The organism is Streptomyces cathayae, from assembly GCF_029760955.1.
Lineage (GTDB): Bacteria > Actinomycetota > Actinomycetes > Streptomycetales > Streptomycetaceae > Streptomyces > Streptomyces cathayae.
Window position 1 is genome coordinate 1,528,422 of record NZ_CP121682.1, and the last position, 16,008, is coordinate 1,544,429.

The 16,008-nt window shown below is 71.3% G+C and carries 18 protein-coding genes; 11 read left to right on the top strand and 7 right to left on the bottom strand.

Annotation, left to right across the window (positions count from 1 at the left end; translation table 11 throughout):
- Nucleotides 1-5: 5 nt before the first annotated feature.
- The 7 genes from PYS65_RS06975 to PYS65_RS07005 all read right to left on the bottom strand — a co-directional run bounded on the left by PYS65_RS06975 (nucleotide 6) and on the right by PYS65_RS07005 (nucleotide 5,567).
- On the bottom strand, nucleotides 6-1,415 hold the full coding sequence (locus PYS65_RS06975; protein WP_279332915.1) for an 8-oxoguanine deaminase: 1,410 nt from the start codon (nucleotides 1,413-1,415) through the stop codon (nucleotides 6-8).
- Between the two features lie 18 nt (nucleotides 1,416-1,433).
- The gene (gene pucL / locus PYS65_RS06980; protein ID WP_279332916.1) at nucleotides 1,434-2,360 is read right to left on the bottom strand and encodes a factor-independent urate hydroxylase; all 927 of its coding nucleotides are present in this window, start codon (nucleotides 2,358-2,360) and stop codon (nucleotides 1,434-1,436) included.
- A gap of 4 nt (nucleotides 2,361-2,364) precedes the next feature.
- Complete coding sequence (uraH, locus tag PYS65_RS06985) at nucleotides 2,365-2,775, bottom strand: hydroxyisourate hydrolase (protein ID WP_279332917.1); 411 nt, start codon at nucleotides 2,773-2,775, stop codon at nucleotides 2,365-2,367.
- Between the two features lie 7 nt (nucleotides 2,776-2,782).
- A complete protein-coding gene (gene uraD / locus PYS65_RS06990) occupies nucleotides 2,783-3,292 on the bottom strand; it encodes a 2-oxo-4-hydroxy-4-carboxy-5-ureidoimidazoline decarboxylase (RefSeq protein ID WP_279332918.1) in 510 nt (169 codons plus the stop codon).
- Nucleotides 3,293-3,446: 154 nt separating this feature from the next.
- Nucleotides 3,447-3,815 (bottom strand): helix-turn-helix domain-containing protein, encoded by a 369-nt coding sequence (locus PYS65_RS06995; RefSeq protein WP_279332919.1) that lies wholly within the window; start codon nucleotides 3,813-3,815, stop codon nucleotides 3,447-3,449.
- Nucleotides 3,812-4,063 carry a YkoF family thiamine-binding protein gene (locus PYS65_RS07000; protein WP_279332920.1) on the bottom strand — a complete coding sequence of 84 codons (252 nt, stop codon included), beginning with the start codon at nucleotides 4,061-4,063 and terminating at the stop codon, nucleotides 3,812-3,814. The genes PYS65_RS06995 and PYS65_RS07000 overlap by 4 nt, the downstream gene beginning before the upstream one ends.
- 739 nt (nucleotides 4,064-4,802) lie before the next feature.
- Nucleotides 4,803-5,567 (bottom strand): 4'-phosphopantetheinyl transferase family protein, encoded by a 765-nt coding sequence (locus PYS65_RS07005; RefSeq protein ID WP_279332921.1) that lies wholly within the window; start codon nucleotides 5,565-5,567, stop codon nucleotides 4,803-4,805.
- 644 nt (nucleotides 5,568-6,211) lie between these two features.
- On the opposite strand from PYS65_RS07005, the gene PYS65_RS07010 reads away from it, so the two are divergent.
- From PYS65_RS07010 to PYS65_RS07060, 11 genes are all read left to right on the top strand, one after another.
- Nucleotides 6,212-6,988, top strand: a complete 777-nt coding sequence (locus PYS65_RS07010) for a helix-turn-helix transcriptional regulator (RefSeq protein ID WP_279332922.1) — start codon at nucleotides 6,212-6,214, stop codon at nucleotides 6,986-6,988.
- Nucleotides 6,981-7,967: a response regulator transcription factor gene (locus PYS65_RS07015; protein WP_279332923.1), complete on the top strand. Its 987-nt coding sequence runs from the start codon at nucleotides 6,981-6,983 to the stop codon at nucleotides 7,965-7,967. Before PYS65_RS07010 ends, PYS65_RS07015 begins: the two co-directional genes overlap by 8 nt.
- 323 nt (nucleotides 7,968-8,290) lie before the next feature.
- A complete protein-coding gene (locus PYS65_RS07020; RefSeq protein ID WP_387040809.1) occupies nucleotides 8,291-9,169 on the top strand; it encodes an ACP S-malonyltransferase in 879 nt (292 codons plus the stop codon).
- Between the two features lie 49 nt (nucleotides 9,170-9,218).
- Nucleotides 9,219-9,986 carry a thioesterase II family protein gene (locus PYS65_RS07025; RefSeq protein ID WP_279332925.1) on the top strand — a complete coding sequence of 256 codons (768 nt, stop codon included), beginning with the start codon at nucleotides 9,219-9,221 and terminating at the stop codon, nucleotides 9,984-9,986.
- Between the two features lie 184 nt (nucleotides 9,987-10,170).
- Nucleotides 10,171-10,425 (top strand): acyl carrier protein, encoded by a 255-nt coding sequence (locus PYS65_RS07030; RefSeq protein ID WP_279332926.1) that lies wholly within the window; start codon nucleotides 10,171-10,173, stop codon nucleotides 10,423-10,425.
- Nucleotides 10,426-10,484: 59 nt separating this feature from the next.
- Nucleotides 10,485-11,747: a beta-ketoacyl-[acyl-carrier-protein] synthase family protein gene (locus PYS65_RS07035; RefSeq protein ID WP_279332927.1), complete on the top strand. Its 1,263-nt coding sequence runs from the start codon at nucleotides 10,485-10,487 to the stop codon at nucleotides 11,745-11,747.
- Nucleotides 11,741-12,886 (top strand): beta-ketoacyl synthase N-terminal-like domain-containing protein, encoded by a 1,146-nt coding sequence (locus PYS65_RS07040; protein ID WP_279332928.1) that lies wholly within the window; start codon nucleotides 11,741-11,743, stop codon nucleotides 12,884-12,886. Before PYS65_RS07035 ends, PYS65_RS07040 begins: the two co-directional genes overlap by 7 nt.
- The gene (locus PYS65_RS07045) at nucleotides 12,883-13,836 is read left to right on the top strand and encodes a beta-ketoacyl synthase N-terminal-like domain-containing protein (protein WP_279332929.1); all 954 of its coding nucleotides are present in this window, start codon (nucleotides 12,883-12,885) and stop codon (nucleotides 13,834-13,836) included. The genes PYS65_RS07040 and PYS65_RS07045 overlap by 4 nt, the downstream gene beginning before the upstream one ends.
- Entirely contained in the window at nucleotides 13,836-14,687 is an 852-nt protein-coding gene (locus PYS65_RS07050) for an alpha/beta fold hydrolase (protein ID WP_279332930.1), read from the top strand. The genes PYS65_RS07045 and PYS65_RS07050 overlap by 1 nt, the downstream gene beginning before the upstream one ends.
- Nucleotides 14,684-15,655 (top strand): acyl-CoA thioesterase family protein, encoded by a 972-nt coding sequence (locus tag PYS65_RS07055; RefSeq protein WP_279332931.1) that lies wholly within the window; start codon nucleotides 14,684-14,686, stop codon nucleotides 15,653-15,655. Before PYS65_RS07050 ends, PYS65_RS07055 begins: the two co-directional genes overlap by 4 nt.
- A complete protein-coding gene (locus PYS65_RS07060) occupies nucleotides 15,652-16,008 on the top strand; it encodes a hypothetical protein (RefSeq protein WP_279332932.1) in 357 nt (118 codons plus the stop codon). Before PYS65_RS07055 ends, PYS65_RS07060 begins: the two co-directional genes overlap by 4 nt.

Consider the following 16,008-nt stretch of genomic DNA (forward strand, 5'->3'; position numbering starts at 1 on the left):
GGCGGTCAGGCCCGGTCGGTGATCCGGGCCAGTCGCCGGGCCTGTGCGCGGGTGGAGCGGGCGATCTCGTCCTCGTCGGCCGTGCGGAGCCGACCGTCCTCCACGATCTGACGGCCGTTCACGAACGACGCGGTGACCGGGGCCGCCGCGCCGAGGACCAGCGCGGCCACCGGGTCGGCGATGGAGGAGTGGGCGAGGGTGTCCATCCGCCACAGCACCAGGTCGGCGAGCTTGCCCGGCTCCAGCGAGCCGATCTCGGCGGTACGGCCCAGCACTCGGGCGCCTCCGTAGGTGCCCAGGCGCAGCGCCTGACGGGCCGTCAGGGCCGTTTCGCGGTGCGGGCCGAGGCGGCCCACGAGCAGCGCGTTGCGCAGTTCGGTGTGCAGTTCCCCGGCCTCGTTGGACGCCGTGCCGTCCACGCCGAGGCCGACCGGGACGCCGGCCGCCAGCAGGTCGGGGACGCGTGCGATGCCCGCGGCGAGGCGGGCGTTGGAGGAGGGGCAGTGGGCGACGCCCGTGCCCGTACGGGCGAAGGCGGCGATGTCGGAGTCGTTCATGTGGACGCAGTGCGCCATCCACACGTCCTCGCCGAGCCAGCCGGTGGACTCGAAGTAGTCGGTCGGGCCCATGCCGAACTGCTCGTGGCAGAACTTCTCCTCCTCCACCGTCTCCGAGCCGTGGGTGTGCAGGCGTACGCCGAGTTCGCGGGCCGACTCGGCTGACCGCCGCATCAGTTCGGTGGAGACGGAGAACGGTGAGCAGGGTGCGACGGCGACCTGGGTCATGGCGCCGAAGGAGGTGTCGTGGTGCCGGCGGACGGTGTCCTCGGTCGCGGCGAGGGCGCCCTCCAGGGTCTCCACGGCGAAGTCCGGGGGCAGTCCGCCGTCCTTCTCGCCGAGGTCCATGGAGCCGCGGGCGAGGGTGAAGCGCACCCCCAGGTCACGGGCGGCGCGGACGAGGGTGCCGGACAGGTCGCCGGTGCCCCGCGGGAAGACGTAGTGGTGGTCCGCGGCGGTGGTGACGCCGCCGCGGGCCATCATCGCGAGGGACCCCCGGGCCGCCGCGTCCACCATCGGCTCGTCGATGCGCGCCCAGGTCGGGTAGAGCGCGACGAGCCAGTCGAACAGGTTGTGGTCGGTGGCCAGGCCCCGGGTGAGCCACTGGTAGAAGTGGTGGTGGGTGTTGACCAGGCCGGGGGTCGCCAGGTGCCCGGTGGCGTCGATACGGCGGACGACATTCTCCAGGCCCTCGGGCGCCCGGCCCGCGCCGAGGGACTCGATGCGGTGGCCGGCGAGGACGAGGTGCCCACAGGCGTACTCGGTGTCCTGCGCGTCGACGGTCGCGATCGCGCAGTTCTCGATGACGACGCGTTCGGTGACCGCGCGTTCGGTGGTGCTGCGCTGGGCTGTTGCCATGGTTCGTCCCTTCTGCCCTCAGAGGTTGGTGAGGTCCGCCGGTATCAGCGCCTCACAGCCGTTCCGCAGGATCGTGGCCTCTATCAGACCGTAGGGGCGGTCGGCGGCGAGGTAGACGGCTCCGTCCTCGCCGTCGTTCTCGAGGCCGAAGGGTTCCAGGTCCACCTGGAAGTGGTGGCGGTTGGGGAGGGAGAGGCGGACCTCGGCTATCTCGTCGCGGTGGTCGATGATCCGCGCGCCCATCCGGTACATCGTCTGCTGCAGGGACAGGGAGTAGGTCTCGGCGAAGGCCTGGAGCAGGTGCTGCTTCGTCCGCTCGTAGGAGGTCTCCCAGTCGGGCATCGGCTGCCGGTCGTCGGTCCAGTGGAACCGCCAGCGGGCGGCGACCGAGGTGGCGAGGACACGGCCGCGGGTCTCCTGCAGCGTCGTGTACCTGTCCTTGACGTAGCCCCGGAACTCGGAGTCGGTGGAGTTCAGCACCGTCAGGTCCTTCAGGCCCGAGACGACCTCCCACCGCTCGCCGTCGTAGGTGACCTGCGCCAGCCGGGTCTCCTGGCCCCTGCGGACGAAGGAGTGCTCGCCCTCGTGGGCGTCGGAGGTGGCGATCCGCTCCCAGGCGTACTCCTCGACGCGGATGCGGGCCCGGTGGACGGGCTCCTGGGAGGTGACGAAGTGCCGGGCGAGGTGGATGCCGAACTGCTCGGCGGACTCGATGCCGTGCTCCTTGGCGAAGGCGAACACGGTGTTCTTGGTGGTGTCGGTCGGCAGGACGTTGGCGTTGGAGCCGGAGTAGTGGACCTCCTCCATGTCGCCGGACAGGGCGACGGAGACGTTCAGGTCCTTGATGTGGTGGGTGGCGCCGTTCCGCGTGATCCTGACGACCCGGTTCTCGGCCTTGCCGTACTGGTTCTGGCCCAGGACCGCGGGGCGGGAGGTGTCGGTCATCTCGTCAGCTCCCTCGGTATACGGAGTAGCCGAACGGGTTGAGCAGCAGCGGTACGTGGTGGTGCTCGCCCGGTACGACGGCGAACGTGACCGCCACCTCCGGGAAGAACGCCCCGGCGCCGCCGTCCCGGTGCGCGGGGGCGTCCTGCCGCGCCTCGGCCCGCTGGTCGGTGAAGTACGGCTCCACGGCGAAGTCGAGCCGTACGTGGGTGGTTCCCTCCGGTGGCGCCGGGAGGTCCTCGCACCGCCCGTCCGCGTCGGTCGTGGAGCCGCCCAGCGCCTGCCAGGGGGCCTGGCGGCCCGAGCGGGCGGAGAGGTGGACGGCAACGCCGCGGGCGGGGCGGCCGACGCTGGTGTCCAGGATGTGCGTGGAGACGGAGGCGGTGGTGGCGGTGACGGTGGTGTCGGTGCTCATCTCTGCGTCAGTCCTCGTCGACGAGTCGGGCCAGCCGGATGCGGTTGATCCTCCCCAGTTCGGTGCGGACGGTCTCGCGCTCCCGCTCCGGCGTGTTGCCCATGCGCTCGGTCAGCGCGTCGCGCAGCTGCTCGCCGGTCCGGCCGGTGGCGCAGACGAGGAACACGTGGCCGAACCTCTCCTGGTAGGCCAGGTTCAGTTCGAGCATCTCCGCCTTGAGCCGGTCCGGCGCGGCGGTCATGCCGCTCTGCTCCCGCGCCGAGGCCGGGTCGCCGGGCCGGGGCCTGCCGATCGGCGGGTGCCCGGCCATCGCCTCCCGGAGGTCCGCCGCGCCCAGCCCGCCCATGGCGGTGTCGGAGGCGGCGTACAGGTCGTCGGCGGTGGCGTAGGGGCGGCCGGCGAGCAGGCGGCGGGCCCACGCCGTGGAGGCACACGTCTCGTGGAGGACGGCGAGGGCCGCCGGCTCCTCCAGCGCGTTGAAGCGGGCCAGGCCCGGTGGCGTGGCAGCGGACGTCACGGTGGCCTCCCCGGCCGCGAGCGGCCTCGGTGCTGAACGGGCGTGCCGACAGCTAACGCCGCCACGGACCGTCACGTCAACAGTTTGTTGAAAACTGGCGGACGGCCATCACGCCACGCGGCACCGGAGGCGGTTCGTACGCCCTGGTCGGGGCTCAGGAGCCCTTCTCGCGGTTGAGGTAGTTGTAGACGGTGAACCGGCTGACGCCGAGCGCGCTCGCCACGGTCTCCACGCCGTGCCGTACGGCGAAGGCGCCGCGCACCTCCAGGCTCCGTACGATCTCCTGCTTGGCCCTGCGGTCCAGCTCGGCGAGGGGCCTGCCCTGCCGGCGTTCGAGGGCGGCGAGGATGTGGTCGAGGGAGTCGGCGAACTGGGGCAGGCGCACGGCGACGGCGTCGGCCCCCTCCCAGACGAGGACGACGTCGTCGGGACCGGCCTCGTCGGGCGGGAGCAGCTGCCCGCCCATGGCGTCGACGAGTGGTGTGACGGCCGCGATGAACGGCTCGTCCGCCGCGCCGCTCATCGCCCGCCCTCCGCGATCACGTTGACCTGGAGCGAGATCCGGGTGGCGCCCGCCTCCAGGGACCGGCGCAGCAGGGCGTCGACGGCGGTGAGCACCGCGTCCGCGCCGCCCTCCGCGGTGTTCCCGAACGGCCCGACGTCCACCGAGTCCAGTTCGGCCGCCTCCACGACCTCCCGGGCCACCACCGCGTGCGCGGGCGCCTCGTCCAGGTCGAAGGGCTCGGTCGTGAACTCCACTCTCAGTCGCACTGCGCCCCCATGACATCGGCTCCGACCAGCGTGCTCTCCCCGCCTCCGACCGAGAGGGCCCGCGCGGGGCACATTCTTCCGTCAGGACACCGAACTCCCGGTCCACCACTGCCCCAGGCGCTCCGACACGACCTTAACGGACTTCCCTGCGGCGATCGGCGGGAAGCCGCGCCGAGCTTCCCGGCCCGGGAGCATCAGGCCGCCGGGCAGGCCGAGGAAGCCCGCGGGCCGGACCGCGGCCCAGCGGGGAAAGCGGTCACGGTCCGCCGTGCCCGGCCGCGGGGCCGGCTCCGTGCGGGCCGGTCGGCACGGATCCGCTCAACCGTCCACCATGGACCAGGTGAAAGTTCGGCGCCTTTGGTGAAAGTTCGGTGGCCTTGTGCACGCTCCATCGCGGTCCCCGCCGAATCCCGCCGACACCGCGAAAGACGGCCGTCCCCCTTCGCCGCGCCCCCGGACCGAAGCGGGAAAGGACCCGATCGGCACCTCTCGCCCACGTCGGACGATGACAGCACCACGACGTTCCGAGGACGCGAAGCGCAATCGCGGAGAGGGCCCCGGGGAGGGGCCCGGCCCGGATCGCGGGAAGAACGGAAATGCCACTCGCGAGTTCACGCGACGGAACTCCGCACGATGATTCAAATTTCAACGGAAATCGCGCCGGGAGATTCGAGGGACGAACTCGGCCGACGGACCCCTTTTCCTCCCGCGCGCCGAAGGCCCCTCCACCGGGACGGACTCAGTCCCCCGCGTGCGGACGCAGGCGGACGGGCCCGCCCGTCCCGGCGGGGAGGGCCACGGAGGCCGCCCAGGCCGCCGGTACTGGCAGGTCGGTGACAGACCACGGGTCGGGCGTGCCGGGCACCCCGGCGGCGACCGTGACCGTGCCGACGGTGGCCGGATGCGTCTCCACCCGGTCCAGGGGAACCGTGACGCCGACACCGACCGCCTTGAGCACGGCCTCCTTGCGGGTCCAGCAGCGCAGGAACGCCCGGTGCAACGCGTCCCCGGCGAGGGAGTCGTCCAGCCACCGCGCCTCGGAGGGGGTGAGGACGGTGGGCGCGAGATCCCCGACCCGGACGTCCCGGACCCGTTCGACGTCCACTCCGACGGGCACCGCGGCCACGGCGAGCATGCCGCAGCCCGAGGTGTGGGAGATGCTGATCCAGCACTCGGCCTGCGGTTCCAGCACCGTCGGCGGCCCGTGCTCCCCGTCCCCGCAGCCCGGACACGGCCTACGGCCCAGGCGGATCCGCTCCGGCGCCGTGTCCAGCAGACCGGCCAGGACGCGGCGCACCGCCGCCCGGTTGCCGGCGAACTCCGCGGCCCCGGCCGGGGTGCGCATGCGCTCCAGGCGTCGCCTCTCGGAGTCGTCCAGGAGGGCGAGGTCCGCGGCCAGGACCGTCGTCGCACCCCGCCACCACCACACGGTCACCCCGTCCGGCGAGGTCCGGGCGCCCGGATGTCCACTGGCTGATTCGGCACTGATCTGGGGTGCGGTCATGCACCGAGACGCTAGGTCCGCCACTCGGCAGGCGGCCGAAGGATGGCAGCAAGCGGACAGGGACACGCCGCGACGATGACTGGCTGTCACCTCCCGGATGTGGTCCGTGTCCGGCCCGGGACCCGGCCTCCGACTCCCGCCGGAAGCGCTGCAACTTGCTGACAACCCGGCCGGGCGCCCGGGGCGCGACGGCCCGCGAGGTCCGCCGGAGAGTAGGACTTTACCTGGACTATTCCTGCGACCCGACGTTGACTGGCTCGCAGCCAGCCCATAATGTCTGAGCCCTGGAGTCGAGCAGACTCGGCCCGCCCTGAGCCCCACCCGCCGCATCGTGGATCACTTTTCCTCGATAAGTAAATTCATGGTGAATGGATGACTGTTCAGGCAAAGTTAACACTCAGGAGCCTCTGCGCATTTTTCGACAGGAATACAATTCCTGACATCGAATTCGCCAACTTCGCCATCCGTCAGGGCGAGGATTCTGTCACTGAGCATCACGGGGAACGATCAGTGCAATGAAGCATTCCACATTGAAAAACCACGGTGAAGACCTGATGTCCGTCGTGATCAGGAAACCTTCACCGGGCGGGTCGGCCCCGGGTCCGGCCGACGGCGCCCTCGATACGGCCGAGGACATCAGCAGGATGGAAAGCGCGCTGCTTCAGGCACGTGCGCTGATCGAATCGACGGTGTCGCTGCACCGGACCAGGCCGGTACGCGAATCCCTCGTCCTGCGCATGGACGATGCCGACATCGGTGGCACAGTCACCCGGCTCGTCGGACTGGCACGTCACTCGGTCTCCGTCTCGTTGACCGCCGGCGAGAGCGCGTCCACCGTGTTCGACGCGCTCGCCGCCCACGCGTCACCCTCCAAGGAGCGGGCGGCGGGCGGCGGGGCGAACGGTCCGGTCATCCGACTGCTGTGCACGCCGCAGGCGGTGAACAGCTGCAGGCCGAGCGCCGAGCACTTCCGGGACACCCGGTGCGAGATCCGGGTCGACGAAGGGGAGTTGCGCGGCATGCTGATCGTCGACAGCCGAGTCGCCCTCATGCCGGACCCTCCCGGCAAGGGCTACGAAGCCGCGATCATCAAGGACACGGCGTCGGCCCGCGCCCTGGATCTGATGTTCGCCGGATCGTGGGCCAACGCCCGGTCGCTCGCCGAGCACCAGCGCACGAGCGCGCGCATGCGCACGGAGTCGGTACGACGCATCCTGGAACAGCTGTGCGAGGGCCGGACCGACGAGGTGGCGGCGCGCGAACTCCGGGTGTCCCTGCGCACGTACCGACGTCACGTCGCGGAGATCATGCAGGAGCTGGGGGCCAACTCCCGCTTCCAGGCCGGGGCCAGGGCCGTGGAGATGGCCCTGCTGCCGCAGCGCACCGATGCCCCCGGCCGGGAATCACGGCGCCATGGTTGATCCCCATCCTGGCGAACGGCCGGAGTACACCACCGCGAAGGCCCCCCGCGGCCACACCGGGCAACACGGCGTACAGCCCGCGGACGACGTGGAGCAGACGCTCATGGAGGTCCGTCGACTGATCGAGGCCACCGTCGCCAAGCACCGCGACCGTGTCGTGCGGGACTCGCTGATCACCAACGTCGCCCCCTGTGGCAGTGAGGTGGCGGCAGCCGCCCTCGGGCTCGTCGCCGAGGGCGAACGGACCATCGACATCGTGCTGGCCGACTCGGAGCACGTCGAGGCGATCAACTCCGTGTACCGGGAGTTGGAGACCCGCCGGAAGAACATCGGACTGCGGCTCCTGTGCACCCAGGCGATGCTCGACAACGGAGTGGTCCAGCTCCCCATGCTGGAGAGCCTCCGGTACGAGGTGCGGGTGGGCAGGGTGCCCATGCTCCAGGTGATGATCGTCGACGGGGCGGCCGCCCTGGTGACCTCGCAAGCGGTCATCGGGCGACAGGCCTCGGTGATCCGCGCCACCACCGTGATCGGCACGCTGGGCACCCTCTTCGAGGGGCTCTGGCGCCACGCGGTCCCGGTCGAGAAACAGATCGACTTCGGCAACCTCAACCGGGCCGACGTGGCCCGGCAGATCCTGAACCTCCTTCAGATCGGCATCACCGACGAGGTCGCCGCACGCGAACTCTCCATCTCGGTGCGCACCTACCGCCGCTACGTCGCGGAGATCATGGCGCTCCTCGGAGCGAGTTCACGCTTCCAGGCCGGGGTCCGGGCAGCCGAGCTGGGGCTTTTGCCCAAGGGCCGGAAGAGCTCCGGTCGCCCGTCGGCCGGACCGGCCCAGGGTGCGTCCGGGGCATCGGCCCGGCGGGGTGCGCCACGACAGGACGTGCCGGCCCAGGGAGCGGCGCGGGACGTACGCGACACGAACGGCACGCCTCCTCGCGACGGCCGGTCCGGCACTGGCAACTTCCTGTAGCCGTCGTTGCCCCCGTCCGGCGGAGCCGGTTAGACAGGGACGACACGAACGGCGTCCGCCCCGGGCGGACGGCCGGACACCCCTGACCCGAGAACTCCGGCGACACGCGCGTTCCCTGTGCCGCCGGCGATCCGGTGCGCCGCGGGACCTCGGGGACCCTCACTCCTCGGCCCGCGGCGCACCGGGGCGGGGGCCCGTCACCCGAGACCAACGGCCGGACGCGGGCCCCCGTCTCTGTCCATGTGCCGCCTGGAAGGTGTGGAAAGTTGACCCCGACGCCGATCGGTCTGGTATTCCCCGGACAGGGGACGCAACGTCAAGGCATGGGTGAACCCTGGCGGGACACCCCCGCCTGGAGCCTGGCCGGTGAGGTTTCCCGGCACTGCGGCCAGGACGTCGAGGAACTGCTGTTGCGGACCCCGACCGACGTACTGCGCCGTACCGACCTGGCTCAGCTCTCGGTCTTCACGGTGGCCCTGATGGCCCACGCGGAGGCGGCACGGTGCGGGGCACTGGACGGCGCCGTGGCGTGCGCCGGGCACAGCCTGGGAGAGTACGCGGCGCTGACGGCGGCCGGAGTGCTGACACTGCGGGACGCCGTCTCCCTGGTGACGATCCGGGGGCAGGCCATGCGAGACGCCGAGCAGCTCCGTCCGGGCACCATGGGTGTGCTCATCGGGGCCGGGCTCCGGGAAGCCGGGGAACTGGCCGCCGAGGTGCGGGCCGAGGGGCTCGACGTATGGGTGGCCAATGTCAACGCCCCTGGTCAGACAGGGCTCTCCGGCTCCGCGGACGGCGTCGGGAGGGCGGCGGAACTGGCTCCGGGTGTCGGGGCCAAACTCATCCGCCTCTCCGTGGGCGGCGCCTTCCACAGCCCCTTCATGGCGCCCGCCGCCGAGCGGCTGGCCCAGGCTCTGCGGGACGTGCGGTTCGCCCCGGGGCACCTCCAGGTGGTCGCCAACGTGGACGCGCAGCCGTACACGGGCGACGGCGACTGGCCGGAGCTGGCCGTGCGTCAGCTGGTCTCCCCGGTGCGCTGGGAGGAGAGCGTGCGGACCCTGACCGGACGGCTCGGCTGCCGACGGCTCGTCGAGCTGGGCCCGGGGCGTGTGCTGACGAACCTGATCCACCGGATCGATCCCGGCATCGAGGTGACCCCTGTGGACGGCCCCGGCGCCCTGGAGGGCCTCGCCGCCGTGTGACACCCCCGCCGCTCCGGACCGAACTCCCCTACACGAGAAGCCCGATGCCATGAACACCCTGAAGCACACCCCCCGGAGCGACGCGACGTGGTTCCGGCGCTACGCCCCGTCCGCCCCGGCCCGTATGCGACTGCTCTGCCTGCCGCACGCCGGTGGTTCGGCGAGTTCCTACCACTCCTGGGGGAACGCCTTCGGCGACGACGTCGAGGTGCTGGCGACCCGGTACCCGGGGCGCCAGGAGCGGATCGCCGAACCCTGCCTCGAGAGCATGGAGGAGCTGGCCGACGCGGTGACCGCCGCCGTTCTGCCCCTCCTCGACAAGCCGTTGGCACTCTTCGGCCACAGCATGGGGGCCTCGCTCGCCTACGAGGTGGCGGTCCGCCTGGAGCACAGACACGGCTTCTGCCCGAGCGTTCTCCTCGTCTCCGGCCAGCGGCCCCCCCACGGGCAGCGGCCGCGCACCGCGCACCTGGACGGTACCGAGTCCGTTCTCGCCGAGGTCCGCAAGCTGGGCGGTACCGACGCCGCGCTGCTGGAGGACCCCGACCTGCGGGAACTCGTGTTGCCGGCGCTCCTGGCCGACTTCACCGTCGTCGGGAGGTATGCCGAGAAGGGCCCCCGGCCCGCCGTGCCCGTGCGCTGCCCGGTCATCGGTTACGTGGGAAACCACGATCCCAACGTCACCGTGGAAGAGGTGGCCGCCTGGGCCGGCGTCGCCCCGAAGGGCTTCGAACTCAAGGTGCTGGAAGGCGACCACTTCTACCTGGCGTCACGCAGGGACGAGCTCGTCGCCGACCTGACGTCCCGGCTGCGCTGACACCGGCCCCGGCCACGGCCGGACCCTGCCGAAACCCGCCCGTGCCCGCCGCCCGCGGGAGAACCCCCGGCACTGCTTGGCAGCTTTGTGCAATGCGGCTTGCCGGAGCGGTCGGCCGTGGCCTAGAAATCGTCAGGAAGTCACTGGAATTGCCCGTCCGGCAATTCATGAGAGAGGTGCCGATATGGCCACTGCAACGCGTGAAGAGCGTCTCGTCGTCATCAAGGAAATCGTCTGCGACATTCTTGAGATCGAGGAGGACGAGGTTTCGGAAACCAGCCTCTTCAAGGAGGACCACAACGCCGACTCGCTGCGCGCGATCGAGATCCTCGCGGCGCTGGAAAAGGAGTTCGGCGTGGTCATCAACCAGTCCGAACTGCCGCGCATGGTCAACCTCACGGGCGTGTACGAGGTCGTAGGGGAACCGGCCGGCTGGTAACCCGTCCCGCGACCCCTCCGGGTGGCGCGCAGAGGTCGGACGTGGACAAGGAGGAAGGCATGTCGGCAGTACACGACGCCGGTCCGGAGGCAGCGGAGCGGCACCGGGTGGTCCTGACCGGACTCGGAGTGGTCTCCAGCATCGGGCTGGGGGTGAAGGAGTTCCTCGGAGGGCTGCGGGAGGGCCGCAGTGGGGCCCGGCCCATCACGGTGTTCGACACCGAGGGGTTCGCCCACGCCAACGGCTGCGAGATCGTCGAGTTCGAGCCGCTGGACTGGATCCGCACCCTGGAGACGGAACAGCTCGGCAGGGCGGCGCAGTTCTCGGCCGCCGCGGCCCGGATGGCCCTGGAGGACGCCGGCCTGGACGCTGCCGACCTTCGCGGCCGGCGGGGTCTGATCTCCATCGGCACCACCGACGGAGAGTCCTACGACCTCGATCAGCTGGTCGAGGCCGAGCTCAAGGGCGGACCGGAGACGTTCGACCCGATGGCGGCCGGGAGGATTCCCGCCGGACGGCTCTCGATCGCCATCGCCCAGGAGCTCGAGCTGGCCGACGTCGAAGCCGTCACAGTTCCGACCGCCTGCGCCGCCGGCAACTACGCCATCGGCTACGGCTTCGACGCGGTGCGCTCCGGCGAAGCGGACTACGCGTTCTGCGGCGGCGCGGACGCCATGTGCCGCAAGACGTTCACCGGCTTCTACCGGCTGGGAACCATCGCGCCGGAGCACTGCCGGCCGTTCGACGCCGACCGCAAGGGAATTCTGACCGGCGAGGGTGCCGGAGTGCTCGTCCTGGAGCGGCTGGAGTCCGCTCTGGAACGCGGTGCCACCATCTACGCCGAGGTGCTCGGCTACGGCCTCAACTGCGACGCCCACCACCAGGTGGCGCCCAACCGGGCGAGCGTCGCGCGCTGCATGGAACTCGCCCTGGACAACGCGGGCGTGAAACCGGCCGAGGTGGACCTGATCTCCGCCCACGGGACGGGGACCAAGGCCAACGACATCACCGAGGCGGGCGCCATCCGCGAGGTGTTCGGCACCCCGCCGCGCACCGTCTCCATGAAGTCGATGCTCGGCCACAGCATGGGCGCGGCCAGCGCCCTGGGCGCCATCGGCTGCGCGCTGGCCATCGCCCACCGATTCATCCCGCCGACGATCAACCACGTCACCACGGATCCCGAGTGCGACGTCGACTGCGTGCCGAACCAGGCCGTCGAGGCCGACCTCAAGGTCGTCCAGAACAACGGGCTGGCGTTCGGCGGCAACAACGCGGTGGTTCTCCTCGGCCGGTACGACCGACCCGAGGAGGAAGCATGCTGAGCCGTCCGATCACCGGCATGGGCGCCGTGGCCAGCACCGGAAGAGGGGTGGGAACACTCTTCGAGAACCTGTGCCGGGGAATCACCGGTCGCGCCGAGTTGCGCGGGTTCGACCGCACCCGCTTCCGGGCGCAGCACGCCTACGAGGTGGACGACCGCCCCGAGGCGGGCACGGACGTGCCCGCCCGCGCCACCGCGCTGCTCATCGACGCGATCGCCCAGGCGGCGGCCGACGCGGGCCTGGGCGAAGACCTCTCCGGCATACCGATACTCATCGGGACGGGGCTGCGCGAGCTGCGCTCCCTGGAGCTCTGGTGGCGCGAGGGCACCGACCTGGACGACACCGGCCTGCACTTCGGCACCGCGCTGCGTGAGCGGTTCAACGCCGATGTGACGCACACCTTCTCCAACGCCTGCTCCGCCTCCCTGTACGCGCTGGCGCTCGGCTCGGACCTCCTGGCACAGGAGGGCGACCAGGCCCCCGGCACGGTGATCGTCGCGGGTGTGGACGTGCTCACCGAGAGCATGTACGGCCTGCTGGAGCGGGTCCACCCGACCCCGCCGGACCGGGTGCGGCCCTTCGACCGTGACCGCACCGGAGTCCTCATGGGCGACGGCGCCGCCGCCGTCGTGCTCAGCCGGGAAACCGGCGGCAGGCGGGCACACGCCCTGCTCCGCGGCGTCGCCGTCAACTGTGACGCCTTCCATGTCACCGCGCCCTCCCCGGAGGGCATCGCGAAGGCGATGCGCACCGCGTACGACATGGCGGGCGTCAAGCCGAAGGACATCGACCTGGTGATGCTGCACGGCACCGGGACCCTGCTCAACGACGAGGCCGAGGCGACGGCGATGGCCGACGCGCTGGGCGACGCGGCGAGCGGTCCGCTGATGACGGCGATCAAGTCGATGACCGGTCACACCTCCGGCGCGTCCGGGCTGATGGGCCTGGTCATGGGCGTCACCGCCCTCAACGAGGGACGCGTCCCGCCCACCGTCGGTCTGGAGCGGCCGGTCGAGGAGGCCTCGCAGTTCCGTTTCGTGACCGGTGAGGCCGCGTCCGCGTCGATGAACGTGGTGCAGCTCAACGCGTTCGGATTCGGCGGCATCAACGCCGTCGCCCTTGTGGAGGCCACCCCGTGAGTGTCGTCGTCAGCGGAGTCTCCGTCCTGATCCCCGGGGCCGACAGCGCCAAGGCACTGGCCGCCGGCCCCGAGCCCGGCGCCGGTCCCGTCGAACCGGCGGCCCTGGTGGGCAGGAAGGGCCTGCGCTACAAGGACCGGGCCACGCAGCTCGGCTACTGCCTGACCGCCGCGGCCCTGGCCGACGCCGGGCTCCTCGGCGAGGACGGCACGGTGTCCGGCGGCGACGTCGGCGTGGTCGTCAGCTCCAACTACGGGAACCTGGACACCGTCGTCCGGGCCCTGGACACGCTGCGGGAGGGCACCGTCTCGGCGACCAGCCCGATGGACCTGCCGAACGCGTCCAGCAACGTCATCGCCTCCTCGGCGGCCATCCGCTACGGCCTGCGCGGCCCGAACCTGATGGTGTGCAACGGCGCGACCTCCGGTCTGGACGCGGTCCACTGGGCCACGACCATGATCACGGCGGGCCGCGTGGACCGGGTCCTCGTCATCGGCGTCGAGCCGGACAACGACGTCGTGCGGCGGCTGCTCGGCGGTGGGCACGCCGTCGACGGAGGCGCGGCCGTCGTCCTGGAGAACGCGGAGGCGGCCCGTGCCCGGGGCGCGAGGGTCCGCGCCGTTCTCGGCCGGTACGTCCGTACGGCCGGTGCCGGGGCGGTCCTGGAGCAGCTGGCCGCCTCCGGTGTGCCGGCCCCGGCGTGGTGGCACCTTCCTGACACGGCTCCCGAGGAGGTCGACGCCGGCCTGCTGCCCGGGGTCGAGCGGACCACCCTGCCCGGGCACTCCGGTCGCGCCTCCGGTGCCCTCGGTGTGCTGCAGTGCGCGACGGTCGTCGGCATGTTCGACGAATGCGGCGAGGGGCCGGTGTTCGTGGTCTGCGGCACCGACGCCGACGACGCCTCGGCCGGACTCGTGCTGCTGGAGCCCCCGGCCCCGGAGACCGTCTGATGTCCACGCCCGAAGAGCTCGGCACCGGGACGGTCCGCCGGCGCGCCGCCGGAACCGGCGGGCCCCGGCTGCTGCTGGTCCACGGACTGGCGGAGAACGACAGCGTCTGGGACCTCGGCATCGGGCTGCTGCCCCCCGAGTACGAGGTGTGGTCGGCCCGGCTGCCCTGGAGCACCGAGGGGGTGCAGGACTGGGGCACCGACGGTGATCTCGTCGGTCCCCTGGCCCGGGTGCTGGCCGCGGTGCCCGGCGGCCCCGAGATCGTGGTGGCGCACTCCATGTCGGCGGACGTCCTGCTGGACCTCGTCGACCGGGAGAGCCGCCGGGGCGGGGACGCCCTCACCCGGTTCGGGATCCGCGGCCTGGTGCTGGTCTCGCCGTTCTACCGGCGCACCGCCGAGGAGTTCGACTGGGACACCATCAGCCACTACCTCAACGACTTCCACCTGATCATGGAGGAGGGCCTGCGGGTCCACTCCGGTGACCGGCTTCCCGCCTCCCTGCGGACGGCCATGGGGGAGCGGGTGCGGGACCGGGTGGGTCCGTACGGCTGGCTGCGCTTCTTCGAGCTCTACCTGCGTACTCCGCAGCTCCAGACGGGCCGGGTCACCGTGCCCTGTCTGGTGCTGGGGGGCGAGAAGGACTTCGCGGCGCCGCCCGGCGAGAGCGTGGCGCTGGCCGCGGCGCTGCCGGACGCGCGAGTGCTCGTCCTCCCCGGCTGCGGGCACTTCCCGATGATCGAGGAAGCGGAACGGTTCGCCTCCGAGACCGTCACTTTCGTCAACTCCCTTGGGACCGGCGCTCCGCAGCGTGGGCCCGTCCCCGACACAGCTCTGGAGCACCATCGATGACCATCGTCACGGAGCCCGCCGTCAAGGCGCTCCTCGCCGAGACGACCTCCGTCCAGGTCCGCCCCCGCTACGAGGGCTCCAACATCTGCACCTGGATCGGTTTCAAGCACGTGAACTACATGGTCGAGGAAGCGGTCCTCGACCACTTCCGGCAGACCGCTCTTCCGGCCCGCGGCCTGTACGAGGAGCACGGCCTCGGCCTCGACATCGTCGGGATCGACACCCGTATCCTGCACGCCTTCCACATGGACGACGTCGCCACCGCTGAGGTCGTCCCGTTCACCAAGGACGCGGACGGCACGCTGGGCTTCAAGGTGACCGTGCACGTGGAGCGCGGCGGGGAGATCCTCAAGGCTGTCACCTCCAAGGTGCGCGTGTCCCTGCGGATCGACACCTACCTCGACTCCGCCGGCGCGGTGCCCGAGGAGCTCGCCCGTTTCGCCGTGGACCGGCTCGGAGCCGACCTGGAGCCGGCGCCGCTCACCCCGTTCACCTCCGAGGAGACGATCCTGGAGGAGCTGCTGGAGGGCAAGAACGCCTACGGCTGGAAGTGGAACATCCCGTACCCGTACTGCCACTTCACCGAGCGCCTCCAGATGTCCGGCTACCTGCGGCTGATGGAGGAGGGCAAGGACCGGTTCGTCGCGGACCGGGGCATCTCCATCAAGACGCTGCTGGACGACCGCCGGTGGATCCCCGTCGTGCCGCGGTCCGAGATCCGGATCCTCGACGAGGCGATGATGGAGGAGGACCTCTACACCACCTACGAGGTGGAGGACGTCTTCAAGGACTTCACCTACACCACCCGGATGAACTGGTACGTCGTCCGCGACGGCGGCCTCCTCAAGACCGCCACGGGCACCATCGTGCACGGCTACGCGGTCATCAGGAACCGCCGTGACTGGAGCCTGGAGAACTTCGACCAGCATGTGCTGGACGCGCTCAACGGCACGACACGGCAGCCGTGAGCGACGCCTGGGGAGGGAGCCGCGGGAAGACGCCGCGGATCCTGCTGATCGAGAGTCACGGGCCGTGCGCCCCGGTGGACGCCGGCCTGCGGCGGGACGCCACGGCGCAGGCCCGGGCCGGGTACCCGGTGCTGATGTACCTGGTGGAGGACGGTTGCCTCCTGGCCCGGCCCGGGACCGACGAGGACCTGGACCGCTTCGAGGCGGCGGGCGGCCGACTGGCCGTCGACCACTTCTCCCTCGTGCAGCGGGGGATCGGGCATCTCCCGCTGCGCCCCCGGGCGACGGTCTCCGACATGGACGAACTGGCCGGCTGGATCACCGGCCCCGATGTACAGGCGGTGTGGCACTGA

What these genes read in the sequence shown, in the direction of transcription:
- uraH (WP_279332917.1), bottom strand. Translation starts at nt 2,775, where the DNA reads ATGAGCACCGACACCACCGTCACCGCCACCACCGCCTCCGTCTCCACG.
- PYS65_RS07055 (WP_279332931.1), top strand. Translation starts at nt 14,684, where the DNA reads ATGACCATCGTCACGGAGCCCGCCGTCAAGGCGCTCCTCGCCGAGACG.
- PYS65_RS07030 (WP_279332926.1), top strand. Translation starts at nt 10,171, where the DNA reads ATGGCCACTGCAACGCGTGAAGAGCGTCTCGTCGTCATCAAGGAAATC.
- PYS65_RS07050 (WP_279332930.1), top strand. Translation starts at nt 13,836, where the DNA reads ATGTCCACGCCCGAAGAGCTCGGCACCGGGACGGTCCGCCGGCGCGCC.
- PYS65_RS07005 (WP_279332921.1), bottom strand. Translation starts at nt 5,567, where the DNA reads ATGACCGCACCCCAGATCAGTGCCGAATCAGCCAGTGGACATCCGGGC.
- pucL (WP_279332916.1), bottom strand. Translation starts at nt 2,360, where the DNA reads ATGACCGACACCTCCCGCCCCGCGGTCCTGGGCCAGAACCAGTACGGC.
- PYS65_RS07035 (WP_279332927.1), top strand. Translation starts at nt 10,485, where the DNA reads ATGTCGGCAGTACACGACGCCGGTCCGGAGGCAGCGGAGCGGCACCGG.
- PYS65_RS06975 (WP_279332915.1), bottom strand. Translation starts at nt 1,415, where the DNA reads ATGGCAACAGCCCAGCGCAGCACCACCGAACGCGCGGTCACCGAACGC.
- PYS65_RS07015 (WP_279332923.1), top strand. Translation starts at nt 6,981, where the DNA reads ATGGTTGATCCCCATCCTGGCGAACGGCCGGAGTACACCACCGCGAAG.
- PYS65_RS07025 (WP_279332925.1), top strand. Translation starts at nt 9,219, where the DNA reads ATGAACACCCTGAAGCACACCCCCCGGAGCGACGCGACGTGGTTCCGG.
- PYS65_RS07040 (WP_279332928.1), top strand. Translation starts at nt 11,741, where the DNA reads ATGCTGAGCCGTCCGATCACCGGCATGGGCGCCGTGGCCAGCACCGGA.
- PYS65_RS07020 (WP_387040809.1), top strand. Translation starts at nt 8,291, where the DNA reads ATGGGTGAACCCTGGCGGGACACCCCCGCCTGGAGCCTGGCCGGTGAG.
- PYS65_RS06995 (WP_279332919.1), bottom strand. Translation starts at nt 3,815, where the DNA reads ATGAGCGGCGCGGCGGACGAGCCGTTCATCGCGGCCGTCACACCACTC.
- PYS65_RS07010 (WP_279332922.1), top strand. Translation starts at nt 6,212, where the DNA reads ATGGAAAGCGCGCTGCTTCAGGCACGTGCGCTGATCGAATCGACGGTG.